This window comes from Streptomyces torulosus (genome assembly GCF_001419765.1).
GTDB lineage: Bacteria > Actinomycetota > Actinomycetes > Streptomycetales > Streptomycetaceae > Streptomyces > Streptomyces torulosus.
Genome location: NZ_LIRK01000469.1, coordinates 1 through 13,546, shown reverse-complemented (window position 1 = coordinate 13,546; position 13,546 = coordinate 1). Strand labels below are relative to the sequence as shown.

Sequence of the window (13,546 nt, the reverse complement as noted above, 5' to 3'; positions counted from 1 at the left end):
GTCGCGGCCGGCCGCGACGGTACGGGCCTTGAGGTCGGCGTAGAAGCCCCGCGCGTCCTCGATGGTCTGCTGGGCGGTGAACACCGCCTCCGCGTACCGCGCCGCGAACGCCTTGCCGTCCTCGCTGGACCCGGCCTGCACGAGCAGCGGGTAGCCCTGCGGTGTGCGCGGCACGTTGAGGGCGCCCTCGACGCTGAAGTACGTCCCCCGGTGCCGGGGCGGATGGATCTTCGCGTCGTCGCCCCAGACACCGGACGCCTTGTCGGCGACGATCGCGTCGTCCTCCCAGCTGTCCCACAGCTTCAGCGCCACATCGAGGAACTCGCCGGCCCGCGCGTACCGCTCGGCGTGTGCGGGCTCGGCGTCCAGGCCGAAGTTGCGGGCCGCCTCGGCGCCGGCGGTGGTGACGATGTTCCAGCCCGCCCGGCCCCGGCTGATGATGTCGAGGGAGGCGAACTTGCGGGCCAGGTTGTAGGGGGAGTTGTAGGAGGTCGACGCGGTGGCGATCAGACCGATGTGCTCGGTCGCCGTCGCCAGGGCCGTCAGCAGGGTGAGCGGTTCCAGCGCCCCGGCGGGACGCTGCGCGAGGTTCCCCCACAGCTGGGGGCCGTCGGCGAGGAACAGCGAGTCGAAGGTGCCGCGCTCGGCGGTCCGCGCGAGCCCGACGTAGTGGTCCAGCTCGACATGCGCGTACGGGTCGCTCTCGGGCAGCCGCCACGACGCCTCGTGGTGGCCGGTGTTCATCAGGAACGCGTTCAGGTGAAGCTGTCTGGTGGTCATGGGTGGTCCTTCGACGTCACTGGTGGTCCGCTGCGGTCACTGCTGTGCTCGGCGCCCGCCCGGGGGCCTCCGCGGCGCTTTCCGGGGCCTCGGTCACCCCGAGCGCGGCCAGCAGCCGCTCCCGGTACTCGCCGAGCAGCGGATCGCGGTACGTCCGCGGATGCGGGCGGTCGATGGTCAGGTCGAGGCCGATCCGGCCGTGCTCCAGCACCAGCACCCGGTCGGCGAGCACGATCGCCTCGTCGACGTCGTGGGTGACGAGCAGGACGGAGGGGCGGTGGCGCTCCCACAGCTCCCGCAGCAGCGCGTGCATCCTGATCCGGGTCAGCGCGTCCAGCGCGCCGAACGGCTCGTCGGCCAGCAGCAGTTCCGGCTCCCGGACGAGGGAGCGGGCCAGCGCGGCACGCTGGGCCTCACCGCCGGACAGCTCGTTGGGCCAGGCGCGCTCCCGCCCCTTCAGACCCACCTCGGCGAGGGCGGCCCGCCCCTTCTCCTCGCCCTCGGTGCCCAGCAGCACGTTGTCCAGCACCCGCCTCCAGGGCAGCAGCCGGGAGTCCTGGAACACCACCGACACCCGCTGCGGCGCGGTCAGCCCGCCGCTGCCCGCGACCTCGTGGTCGAGGCCCGCGACCGCCCGCAGCAGGGTGCTCTTGCCGGAGCCGCTGTGCCCGAGCAGGGCCACGAACTGCCCGGCGGGGATGTCGAGGTCGATGCCGTCGAGGACCGCGCGCCCCTCGAACGACCGGGTCAGCCCCCGCAGCCGTACGGCGGTCCGCTCGGCCGTGACGGTCGCCGCCGCCCCCGTGGCCGTCAGCTGCTCAGTGTGCGTCGCCATGACAGCACCCTCCGTTCGATGAGCCGGACCGCGCTGTCGGAGACCAGGCCGAAGATCCCGTAGACGACCAGCCCGACGAGGATGACGTCGCTCTGGCCGTAGTTCTGGGCCTGGAACATCAGATAGCCGAGTCCGTTGGTGGCGTTGATCTGCTCCAGCACGACCAGGCCCAGCCAGGAGCCGGTCACCCCGAGCCGCAGTCCGACGAAGAAGCCGGGCAGCGCGCCGGGGATGACGATCTCGCGGATGAACCGGAACCGTGACAGGCCCTGCACTTCGGCGAGTTCGACGAAGCGGGTGTCGATGCCGGCCAGCGCGGCGTGCGTGTTCAGGTAGATCGGGATGTAGACGACGATGGCGATGATCGCGATCTTGAAGGTCTCGCCGATGCCCAGCCAGAGGATGAACAGCGGGATCAGACCGAGGGTCGGGATCGCCCGGTTCAGCTGCACCGTCCCGTCGATCAGCGCCTCACCGGTCCGGCTGAGCCCCGAGGCCAGGGCGAGCGCGATCCCGGCGGTCAGCCCGATCGCGAACCCGGCCCCGGCCCGGCGCAGCGACGTCAGGATGTCGGTCGGCAGGGTCCCGTCCGTCCACAGACGGACACCGGTCTCCAGCACGGTCCACGGGGCCGGCACCGCCGCGGGGTCCAGCTGCCCCGCGGCGGAGGCGGCGGCCCACAGGGCGAGGAAGAGCAGCGGGCCGACGAGCCGGGAGGCGGGCAGCCGCCGCCCGGGGGAGAGCCGTCGTCGCCTGCGCACCTGTGCCGCCGCCCCGACGGCCACCGACGTACCGGCCGCTCCGGAGGGGGTGGCCGCGCCGGACGGGGACTTGCCGGACGGGGACTTGCCGGGCGGGGTCTGGTCGGACTGGGCCTTCGCGGTCTCCGCCGTAGTGGCCGTACTCGCCGTACTCGCCGTACTCGCCGTACTCGCCGTACTCGTGGTGCTCGTGGTCATGGCCGTCACCTCCGGTACTCCGCGGGCACGGCCTTCGCCGCGATGGCTTCGAAGCGGCGGTCGAACAGCGTGCCGACATCGAACTTCTTCACGAAGCCGCCCTCGGCGAGCAGCTCCGCCGTCTCCTGCTCCCACTTGATCGCCTCGTCCCAACGGGGCGGGAACAGCGGCTTGTTGGCGAGATCGCTGATCGACTTCGCCTGGGCTGCGGTCAGGTTCTGCGTCTTGACGTAGAACTCCTCGTTCCAGATGTCCGGGTGCTCGTACTGCCAGACCGCGCCCTTCGCCCAGTACGGGATGTACGCGGCCACCGCCGCGGCCTTCGCCGAGTCGGCCAGTACGGAGGTCGGCGCCCACAGCAGGTTGAGCAGGTCCACCACGTCGGTGGTGATGGTGCGGGCGCCCTTCGCCCCGTACTGCTGGAGATAGGCGGGCGCCTGCTGGTTGCCGAGCGGCGCGATGTCCACCTGGCCGGACTGGAGGGCCGTCAGGAACTGGTTGCTGGTCAGCGGGACGAGCTCCACGTCGTCGTAGGCGATCCCCGCCTGCTTCAGCGCCCGCAGCAGCACGACACCCTGTGCCTGCCCCTGCGAGAAGGCGAGCTTCTTGCCCTTGAATTCCTTGACCGAGGTGATGTCGCTGCCGGGCTTGGTGGCGAACAGATAGTTCGGCTTGCGGGTGATGTTGATCGCGACGATCTTCGCGTCATAACCCTGGTAATGCGCCTGGATCGGCGGGATTCCCGCGTTGTTGGCGACATCCAGGGAACCGGAGCGGAAGGCGTTGATGACATCGGGACCGGCCCCGATGTTCGCCCAGCTGCTCACCTTGAAAGGCAGATCGCCCAATCCGGCGAGTTTCAGCTGCAATTGCTGCTGGTTCTGGAACGAGGCGATCTTCAGGCTGGTGCCCCGGGGGACCTTGGTCGCCAGCGGCGCGTCCGCGGCCGTCTCGGCGGTCGCCGCACTGCTGTCGGCGCAGCCGCTCAGCCCGACGGCGGCGGCGCCGACGCCGAGGAGGGAGGTGAGGAAGAGACGCCGGTCGAGACCGGGCGGGGCGGACGAAGGCATGGGAGGACCCCCTGGGGTTCACAGGAAAAGCGCGAGCAAGCGCGAGGCAGGAACGCGCACGGAAATCACGGCGAACGGACGCCGGAAAAGGAGAAATCACTGCGGGAGAAGGCCGGAGAAGCGGGCGTCCACGCAGGAGGAAGAACGCGCCCGGGGCGCGTCAACGTGTCAGCAACAGAGGGTGCGACAGGTCGTGAGAAGCATGAACATGATGTTCCCGGTCTCGCGTCGGGGCTGTCAACATTCGGAGTTTCTGAATTAATTCACCGGGGCGCGGCGGCCAGCGGATCGCGATAGAGCACGTCCAGAGCGACCGCACCGCCCGCTGTGGCCAGTACGGCGTCCGGGAAGCTCGTCGGCCTGACGTCCGCCGCCCGGTCGTGCGCGACGGCGCTCCGCAGCGCGACGAGGCAGTCCTCGCGGGCGATGACCCCGATCTCGGTGACGACGACGGTCTCCGGGTTCAGCACGTCGAGCAGCAGCCCCGCGGCCCGCCCCACCGTCCGCGCCCGCTCCACCAGCAGCCGTACGGCCACCGGGTCGCCGCCCGCCGCCGCGTCCACCACATGCGTCGGGTTCACCCCGGCGATGACGCCGGCCTCCCGTGCCCGCCGGCACAGCGTCCGCTCGCTCAACTCGGCCTGGAGGCAGCCGGTCCGCCCGCAGTCGCAGGGCTCCGTCCCACCGGGCAGCGGCAGATGGGCGATCGCCCCGGACTGGGAGCGCGGACCGTGGTGCACCTCGTCGTTGGTCGCGAAGGCCGCGTCCACCACGTTGCCGACGAACAGATGCAGCACGCTCCGACTGCCCCGGGCCCGCCCGAAGAGCCGCTCCGCGCCGACCAACGCCCGTGCGTGCCCGTCGACATGGACCGGCAGCCCGGTGCGGGCGCCGAGCACCTCCCGCACCGGCACCTCGCGCCAGCCGAGCAGCGGATGCTCCACCACCGTCCCGGTCTCCCGGTCCACCCAGCCACCGGCCGCGACCCCGACCCCGAGGAGCCGGCGCCCCGGCAGGGCCGCCGACAGCGCGGCGATCCCGTCGGCGGCGCGTGCCAGCACCACCGCCGGATCGGTGGTGCCGTTGTGCTTCATCTCCCGCCGCACCAGGACCCGTCCGCGCAGATCCAGCAGCGCGACCGTGGTGTAGGGCACCGCCACATGCACCCCGGCCACCGCGAACCGCGAGTCGTCCAGGTCGAGCGGTACGTGCGGGCGCCCCGACCCCTTGGACTGCCGGGGCGGTTCGGCCTCCCGGATGAGCCCCAACCGCGCCAGCCCGGCGCAGTGGTCGGTCACCGAGGCCGGCGACAACCCCGTCACCCGCGCGATGGTGCTGCGCGCCACCGGCCCGTGCTCCAGCACGGACCGCAGTACGACGCTGGCACTGGTCCGCCGCCGGTCGCTGTCGGCGGCACGCGGCACGGGAGAGGAACGGGACGGAAGAGGGGAGCGACGGGGAACGGAAGGGGAGAGAGTGGGTGCTGCCGCGGTACGGGGCATCGCGATCATCCTCGGGTACGGGTCCGACACTGCGCCGTCGTGAGGCGAGGCGCGCCGGAGCCGCCTCACCCGGGGCGGCGACAGGTGGCCGTGCCGACACGTCGCAGGTCGACGTAGCGACGCGACGAGAAGTACCGGGCCTGGGCAACCATGCGCCCGAAGCTAGCAAAGCGGCCCACCTCTGCCCAGACGGCGACCGACGGGCGAGACGGCATCTGTCCATCCCCATCACCCGATTGGTGAATCCCTACAGACCCCTCCGACCATGCCGACGTGGCACAAGCCACTCCACCTCAGTGACCGGCGTCACGCCTGCCCGATGTAACCCAAGGTCATTGTCGAAAGCCCACCATGCGGTCGTTCCCGCCTTTGTCGACGGCTGACGGTGTCCTGTTCATGACCGCTGGGATAGCGTCACCGTGTTCGATGCCACGTACACCCTTCTTTCCCCTCTACCCTCGCGGAGTCCCCATGAGTACGGCCGTCGCCCCCGCCCGCACCGGTCAGGTCCTCGCCGACCTGCTCCCCGCCTCCCGTGTGCGGGACATCGCGCTGGTGGTCGGTGGCGCCGCCCTGACCGGGCTCGCCGCCCAGATCGCCGTGCCCGTGCCGGGCTCGCCGGTTCCGGTGACCGGGCAGACCTTCGCCGCGCTGCTCGTGGGCACCGCGCTCGGCGCCGGCCGCGGTGTCGCGTCCCTCGCCCTGTACGCGCTCGCCGGTCTCCTCGGCGTGCCGTGGTTCGCGAACGGCACCTCCGGCGTCGGCGTCTCCTTCGGCTACATCCTCGGCATGATCCTCGCCTCCGCGGCCGTGGGCGCCCTCGCCCGCCGGGGAGCCGACCGCTCCGTGCTGCGCATGGCCGGCACGATGCTCGTGGGCGAGGCCATCATCTACGCCGTCGGTGTCCCCTACCTCGCCGCCACCGCCGACATCACCCTCGCCTCCGCCGTCGCGGTCGGCCTCACCCCGTTCCTGATCGGCGACGCGCTCAAGGCCGCGCTGGCGATGGGCGCGCTGCCGACCGCGTGGAAGCTGCTCGACAAGTGACGCCGTAGTTCCTGTGTGGGGGCGTCGCTCCCTGCGACGCCCCCACGCGTCACGTCTCCTGTCGGGCGCGCCGGTTGTTCCACCACAGGCCCGCCGCGCCGGCGGAGATCAGCGCGGCGCCCACCATGCCGAGCGGTAGGACCCGGTCGGCGGGGCCGGTCTGCGGCAGCTCGTCGGGCTTGTCGTCCTTGCCGCCACCGCCGCCTCCGTTCCCGTCTCCTCCGTTCCCGTCGCCTCCGTCACCGCCGCCCGGTGTGACCGGGCTGTTGTCGGTGCCGAGGAGGAGCGGTGTGGCCGGCTCGTTGGGCGACTGGTTCGTCGTGCCGAACGGCACCGGACCCTGCTGCCAGAACGTCTTCGAGCCGTCGGCGTTCTGCACCGGCAGACAGATGTCGCCCTTCTTCTTCAGGTCGAAGGTCGCGTCGATCGCATAAGTCTTCGACTTTCCGGCCGCCAGATCGTCGATCGCGCACGCGAAACCACTGTTGGCCCCATCGGGAAGATCGCCCTTGGCGATTTCCGTGCAGCCTTCGACATTCTTGACCGTCAGGCCGTCGAAACCGACCACGAGCAGACGGATTTTCCCACTCGCCTTGCTTCCCTCGTTCTTTACGACCCCGGAGATCTCCGTTTCCTGGGACTTGTTGTCGACTTTGATCTCTTTGGACAGCAGCGTCGACAGCTTCACCCCTGCCGGCGCCGTGTCCATGACCTTTCCGCCGTGATCGCTCAATCCCCCCTCGTCATCCGCCGAGGCCGTGAAGCCGAGGATCATCACCGACGAGAACGACGCGGTGAGCAGCGATCCCGCGATGGCCGTCCTGGTCTTCCCCTGACGAGAACTCATGTTCCATCCCCCTTGCGTCCCCCTGGCCGTGCCTGAATTCACGGCCATTGAAGAGGTACCACAAGATTTCTCGCCACTATGCTGGAGCGGCGAGAAGTGTGACCAATGCGCGACTTTTTGGTTCGGCTGTTGCGGAAGTGGGCACGTGTCGGTCGAAGGGGGGCATGGGGGTGCCGGGAATAACGAGGGGCGGAGTGCCGGGGCTTGTGGTGGCCGGCCGTTATACGTTGGTCGAAAGCATCGGCCAGGGCGGAATGGGGCGGGTGTGGCGGGCCGCCGACGAAATACTCGACCGGCAGGTCGCGGTCAAGGAAATGCGGATCGACGGCCTCGACCCGGAGGACACCCGCACCCGGCGCGAGCGCACCCTGCGGGAGGCCAGGGCCACGGCCCGCATCGACCACCCCCACGTCGTCCGCATCTATGACGTCGTCGACGAGGGCGAGCGGCTCTGGATCGTCATGGAACTGGTCGACGGCCGCTCCCTGGAACGGCTCCTCTTCGAGGAAGGCCCCCTCGACGTACGGGAGACGGCCCGGATCGGCCTCGAACTCGTCGACGCGCTGGGCCAGGTGCACGCGCAGGGCGTTCTGCACCGCGACATCAAACCGGCGAACGTCCTCGTCCGCCGGACCGGTGGACGCCGCGTCGTCCTCACCGACTTCGGTATCGCGCAGGTCGAGGGCGACCCGTCCATCACCTCGACCGGCATGCTCGTGGGCGCCCCCTCGTACATCTCGCCGGAGCGGGCGCGCGGGCACAAGCCGGGCCCCGCGGCGGACCTGTGGTCGCTCGGCGGTCTGCTGTACGCGGCGGTCGAGGGCGTGCCGCCGTACGACAAGGGGTCGGCCATAGCGACGCTGACCGCGGTGATGACCGAGCCGGTCCCGGAGCCGAAGTGTGGCGGGCCGCTGAAGGACGTCATCTTCGGACTGCTCACCAAGGACCCCGAGCGGCGACTCGACGACGCGGGCGCGCGGGCGATGCTCAACACGGTCATCCACGCGCCCGACCCGAAGGACGCCGCGCCGCTGGACGCGACACAGCTCGTGCCGCTGCCGGTGGTGCCTCAGGAGCGGCCCAAGAAGGGCGGGTTCGGCGCGCTCGGGACCAAGCGGGGCGACGAGGCCGGGGAGCGGCCTCGCGCGCCTCGCTGGTCCATGCGCAAGGGCGCGCCCGAGACGGGGGCGGCCGCTGCCGCGTCCGCCGAGCCGAGCACGCCCGGCAGCGCGTCCGGCGCGGCCGCACGGCGCACCACCGGGAACACGCGGGGCGCGGCCGTGTCGACCCCGTCCGCGCCGCCCGCCAAGCCCACCACGCCTGCCAAGCCCGCAGAGTCGGCCACGGCCGTGACCACGAAGTCCGCGTCGGTCGGGCTCTCGTCCGGGGCCGCCGGGACCGCGGCTGCCGGTGCCGCGAAGGCCGGGAGCGCCTCGGGCAAGCCGGTCGCCGGGGCGGTCGGGGCGCGCGACGGTGACACCGTCGCGGGCGGTGCGACCTCCTCGGGGTGGCCGCAGGTGCCGCCGCCGGACCTGCCGCCGCGGCCCGTGCCCAGGGCGCCCATCACGGATGTGGTCTCGCGGCGGACGCTCGCGGTCATCGCCGTGGCCGTGGCGCTGGTGGTCCTCGGGACCGTGCTGGCGTTCGCGTTCAGCGGCGACGGCAGCGCCGACAACAGCAAGGGCGCCGGCACCAAGGCCGTCGTGTCCAGCGGGACTTCCTCGGACGGCGCCGCCAAGGACGAGGACAAGAACGGCAAGGACGAGGACGCGGGGTCGGTCCCCAGCCCGGACGGTGAGACCTCCGAGGAGGCCACGGAGTCGGACGACTCCACGGACAACTCGCCGTCCACCGACTCCGACACGTCGAGCGGTTCCGGCGGTTCCGGCGGCTCCGGGTCCTCGAAGGACATCTCCGCCGAGACGTACAAGAGCGGCCAGGGCTTCTCCATCGGACTGCCCGACGGGTGGAAGTACCAGTCCACGGGCGCGGCGGGCGCCCGGTTCGCCGGGCCCGACGGGCAGAAGCTGCTCGTGGGGTGGACGAGCACCCCGAAGGACGACCCGGTCGCCGACTGGAAGAACCAAGAGCAGTACATGACCCGCGCGCAGTACGACCGGATCCGCATAGAGGCGGTGGACTATCGGGGCTGGAACACGGCCGACTGGGAGTTCACCTATGTGGAGGGCGGGACGAAGTACCGGTCGATCGACCGCGGGTTCGTGGTCGACGGGCAGCAGGGGTACGCGCTGATGTACACCGCCAAGGCGTCCGAGTGGAGCGGCGAGCTGCGCAAGAACACCTGGCGGACATTCACCAAAACGTTCCGCCCGAAGTCCTGAGGCTCCGGGGCACCGGTCGGCGCGCGGGAGGCGCTCCGAGGCACGCGGGACGCGGTCGGCGGGGTGCGTGTGATGACGTGAGTCCGCGGCGCGCCGGGTGGGCGCGGCGCCCGTGGACGAGCGGTTCGGGCGTACGTCGACGGCGGTTCGGGCAGGGCGGCGCGGCTGTTGTGCGCCGGTGCCCATCTCGTTATGGAGCCGTGAGGATGCCGCTCCGGCCCGATGCGCCGTACGGGGGCGTGCGGGGGCACGGGGCGGTGTGAGCTCCTCCGATGCGAGGTCGGCCGGGGGAGTTGTGCCCGCCCGGTGAGTTCGGGGACGGGTGTTCCGGGGAAGATCGAGGGCGTTCGAGCGCATTCGAGACGGGTGAGATATCGCATCCCCTCAATGCGGGTTGCCTCAGGCACGTATCGTGAATGGCTGCGGACCGTACGCATCCAGCACGGAACGGGCCGCCGGACGAACGAATGTGACCAACCAGACGGTCGGGGGAGGGCATCGTGGACGAATACGCGGGACGAGTACTCGCGGACCGCTATCGCCTGCCGCTGCCGCCCACCGACGACTACGAGTTCGCCGAGAGCCGGGCCTTCGACACCTACAGCGGCCAGGAAGTCCTCGTACGACAGGTGCCGTTGCCCGAGGTCGTCGAGGCCGAGGTGCTCGACGCGGACGGCCTGCCCGAGGGGTATGTGGCCCGGGATCGCGGGGCGCGCCGGGGTGCGGCGCGCACCACGCGAGGGGCCACCGACCCGGCCGTACGGCGGGCGATCGAGGCCGCGCAGGCCGCCGCGCAGATCCCCGACCACCCACGGCTCGACCAGGTCTTCGACGTGTTCGCCGAGGGCGGTTCGCTGTGGATAGTGAGCGAACTGGTGCCGGCACGGCCGCTCGCGGCGCTGCTGGCGGACCAGCCGCTGACCCCGTACCGGGCGGCCGAGGTCGCCTCCGATGTGCTCACCGCGCTGCGGGCGCTGCACGCCCACGGCTGGGTGCACCGCAACATCACCGAACGGACGGTGCTGGTCTGCGACGACGGCCGCGTCATGCTCACGGGGCTCGCGGTCGGGGCCGCCGAGGAGGCCCTGTGCGGGTACGACCCGGTGCCCGTACAGGACTTCGAGGACCGTCCCGGCACGCCCGGCGATGGTCGGGGCACGACGGGCGCCGGGCCGGTCGTTCCGGGCGGGCGTGGTCCGGGTGCGTCCGGGGCCGGCCAGGGCGGAGCCGCGGGAGCGGTGGGGCCCGGTGGCGTCGGCGGTGCCCGTCCGGTTCCGGGGGCGCTCGGGGGCGGCGGTGCAGGCGCGCGTGGGGTGTCCGCGCCCGGTGGCGCCCTGACGGGTGGTGCGTACGGTGGTCCCGCCCTCGGCGGCGGAGCCGGTGGCGCGGCCGGGGACCCGGAGGCGGCGCGTCGGGCCGCGATCGAGGCGAGAGCGGTCACCGACCCCTCGGAAGGGCAGCGTGCCCTGGAGGCCGGCGGTGACGCCCGGGCGGCACGGGCGGGCGCCATCGCGGCGTACCGGGCGGGTGCCCGCGCGGCGGCCCGCGTCCAGGACGACCGGCGAGGCGGCCCCGGCAGCGGGCTGCCCGCCCAGCGGCCGGCGCCCGGCGCGGCCCACGACGGCACGGCACCCCCGGCCACCGGCCGCGAGGACGGCCTCGCCCCCGGACTGGCGACGAGCCCCGTACCCCCCGGTCAGATCGCCGACCCGTACGGCGTCCGCGCGGCCCGAGGCACGACGACCGCCTGGCACGGCGCACAGCCCCGCGGTGGCATGCCCGCGCCCGGCACCGACGGACGGAACCACCTGGCTCCGCGCGACGCACGCCCCGACGGCGCTGCGACGAGCGACGTGCCGGTGCCCGCCGGGACCGCGGACGCCACGCCCTGGGACCGCGCCGCCGGGGCGGCGCCCGGACGGGGGCCCGCCACGGCGCTCGCCGCCGAGCGGGCGCGGCAGGCGCGGATGGCGGTGGTGGGACCGGTCACCGAGCGCTGGGCGCCGGAACAGGCCGGGCCGGTGCACGAGAACTGGCAGCTGGCGGCCCCGATCGGACCCGCGACGGACCTGTGGGCACTGGGCGCGCTGCTGTTCCGCGCGGTGCAGGGGCATGCCCCGTACCCGGAGGAGAACACCGCCGAGCTGGTGGAGATGGTGTGCTCGGAGCCGCCCGCCTTCGCCGAGGAGTGCGGACCGCTGCGCCCCGTCGTGGAGTCGCTGCTGCGTCAGGACCCCACGGAGCGACTGGACTTCGAGGAGCTGCGCGGCTGGCTGCGCTCCCTCGTGCGGTCGGCGCCGGAGCCCGAGGCCGGCACCCATGTCGTCGCCGCGCCGCCCGTGAACGCGAGCCGGCTGCCGATCGTCAGGCGGCGCGGCGAACTCGTCCGTAGGCGCCGCGCCAAAGTGCCCGCGACCAGCGTCCACGCCCGCCACCGGCGCGCCCGCGAGGAGAGGCCCCCGCAGCCCCGCAAGCTCGGCCGCACCCTGCTCCTGCTGATCCTGCTCGCGCTGGCCGCGGCGGTCGCGTACGCCATGGTGTTCATGCCGAAGGCCGAGCCGAGCAGTGACGGCGTGAGCAACGGCGGCCGGAGCGACGCGGCCGGACAGCCGAGTGCCGCGCCGGAGGCCAGCAGCCAGTCCCGACCCGACCAGAACTCCAGTTCGCCCGACGGGGGCGAGGAGGGGGAGGGCCAGGCGAGCCCGTCGGAGTCGTCCGGTTCGGAGTCGACCCAGACCGGCGGTCCCGAGGTCGCCCAGGGCTTCACCCTGCGCAAGGACGCCGAGGGCTTCCAGGTCGCCGTCGCCACCGGCTGGGACCGCAGCCCCAAGAACGGCCGCGGCCAGGTCGTCTACTCGCGGGGAAACTTCGAGCTGATCGTCGTACCCGGCCGGGACAACACGGCGACGTACGGCAGCGATCCGCTGAAGTACCAGCGGGAGGGCGAGCGGGAACTCCAGCCGTTCCGCGACTCGACGTGGGCCACCTCCGGGGGCATGCGGTTGGTCGAGGTCGGCGGGGTCACCATGGCCGAGGGGCAGTTCACCTGGCAGGACAGCGAGGGACGCGGTGTGTTCGTGCGGAACCTCGCGATACTTCTCGACGGCAAGTACCACGTGGTGCAGGTGCGCGGGCCGGAGGCCGAGCGGGACGAGGTGACACGGCTGTACGAGCAGGCCGCGGACACCTACCGGGTGTCCGGCTGACCCCGCTCCACGGGCGAGTTGACCCTGCGGCCACGGGGAGTTGCCCCTGCTCCAGGGGGAGTTGACCGTGCTCCAGGGGGCAGGCCGACCTTGCCGCACCGGGGAGTGGAGAGCCCGAACCGCGAGGGCGGCGGAAGGTTGCGCTCCGCTCGCGGAAGCGAGAACCGTCACAGTGCTGTCTCTGTGCGGCCGTGCCGGTTTCCCGGGGGGAGCGCCGCTCCTTAACCTGACCCTGTCAAGAGCATTGCGGGGCAACGTGAATCAGATGCAGGGCCGGCTCATCGCCGAGCGCTACCGGCTCGTCGACGTCATCGGCAGCGGCGGCATGGGCCGGGTGTGGCGTGCCCGGGACGAGGTGCTGCACCGGGCCGTCGCCGTCAAGGAGTTGACGGCCGCGCTGTACGTCTCGGAGAACGAGCAGGCCGTCCTGCTGGCGCGGACCCGGGCGGAGGCGCGCGCGGCGGCACGGATCAACCACTCGGCCGTCGTCACCGTGCACGACGTGCTGGAGCACGACAACCGGCCGTGGATCGTCATGGAGTTGGTCGAGGGGGTCTCGCTCGCCGACGCGGTCAGGGAACAGGGACGGGTCGAGGCGCGGGAGGCCGCCCGGATCGGCATGTGGGTGCTGCGCGCGCTGCGCGCCGCCCACCAGGCCGGTGTGCTGCACCGTGATGTGAAGCCCGGCAACGTCCTGCTCGCCGAGGACGGGCGGGTCATGCTGACCGACTTCGGCATCGCCCAGGTCGAGGGCGACACGACGATCACCCGCACCGGGGAGATCGTCGGCTCGGTCGACTACATCGCGCCCGAGCGGGTGCGCGGCCATGAACCGGGGCCCGCGTCGGACCTCTGGTCGCTGGGTGCCACGCTGTACACGGCGGTGGAGGGCAAGTCGCCGTTCCGGCGCACGACCCCGCTCACCACCATGCAGGCCGTGGTGAGCGGGGTCGTGCGC

The 13,546-nt window shown here is 72.3% G+C and carries 10 protein-coding genes; 4 read left to right on the top strand and 6 right to left on the bottom strand.

Translation table 11 applies throughout. From position 1 onward, the window contains the following. The 5 genes from AOK23_RS29780 to AOK23_RS29760 form a co-directional block, all read right to left on the bottom strand. Positions 1–780: NtaA/DmoA family FMN-dependent monooxygenase (locus AOK23_RS29780; RefSeq protein WP_157878194.1), on the bottom strand; the 780-nt coding region annotated here is incomplete at its 3' end. A 16-nt stretch (positions 781–796) separates the two neighbouring features. Next, entirely contained in the window at positions 797–1,615 is an 819-nt protein-coding gene (locus AOK23_RS29775; protein WP_055715691.1) for an ABC transporter ATP-binding protein, read from the bottom strand. Beyond that, positions 1,591–2,574, bottom strand: a complete 984-nt coding sequence (locus tag AOK23_RS29770) for an ABC transporter permease (RefSeq protein ID WP_240496622.1) — start codon at positions 2,572–2,574, stop codon at positions 1,591–1,593. The genes AOK23_RS29775 and AOK23_RS29770 overlap by 25 nt, the downstream gene beginning before the upstream one ends. A gap of 5 nt (positions 2,575–2,579) precedes the next feature. Then, the gene (locus AOK23_RS29765; RefSeq protein WP_055715690.1) at positions 2,580–3,644 is read right to left on the bottom strand and encodes an ABC transporter substrate-binding protein; all 1,065 of its coding nucleotides are present in this window, start codon (positions 3,642–3,644) and stop codon (positions 2,580–2,582) included. Positions 3,645–3,907: 263 nt separating this feature from the next. Continuing rightward, the gene (locus AOK23_RS29760) at positions 3,908–5,146 is read right to left on the bottom strand and encodes an ROK family transcriptional regulator (protein WP_055715692.1); all 1,239 of its coding nucleotides are present in this window, start codon (positions 5,144–5,146) and stop codon (positions 3,908–3,910) included. Between the two features lie 471 nt (positions 5,147–5,617). On the opposite strand from AOK23_RS29760, the gene AOK23_RS29755 reads away from it, so the two are divergent. Beyond that, on the top strand, positions 5,618–6,193 hold the full coding sequence (locus tag AOK23_RS29755) for a biotin transporter BioY (protein ID WP_055715689.1): 576 nt from the start codon (positions 5,618–5,620) through the stop codon (positions 6,191–6,193). Positions 6,194–6,242: 49 nt separating this feature from the next. On the opposite strand, the gene AOK23_RS29750 is transcribed toward AOK23_RS29755, so the two are convergent. Next, positions 6,243–7,040 (bottom strand): hypothetical protein, encoded by a 798-nt coding sequence (locus AOK23_RS29750; protein WP_055715688.1) that lies wholly within the window; start codon positions 7,038–7,040, stop codon positions 6,243–6,245. 164 nt (positions 7,041–7,204) lie between these two features. On the opposite strand from AOK23_RS29750, the gene AOK23_RS29745 reads away from it, so the two are divergent. The 3 genes from AOK23_RS29745 to AOK23_RS29735 form a co-directional block, all read left to right on the top strand. Then, entirely contained in the window at positions 7,205–9,382 is a 2,178-nt protein-coding gene (locus AOK23_RS29745) for a serine/threonine-protein kinase (RefSeq protein WP_055715687.1), read from the top strand. Between the two features lie 500 nt (positions 9,383–9,882). Next, the gene (locus tag AOK23_RS29740) at positions 9,883–12,588 is read left to right on the top strand and encodes a protein kinase (protein ID WP_055715686.1); all 2,706 of its coding nucleotides are present in this window, start codon (positions 9,883–9,885) and stop codon (positions 12,586–12,588) included. Between the two features lie 265 nt (positions 12,589–12,853). Then, positions 12,854–13,546, top strand: a 693-nt coding sequence (locus AOK23_RS29735; RefSeq protein WP_169800346.1) for a serine/threonine-protein kinase, incomplete at its 3' end; no start/stop codon positions are given.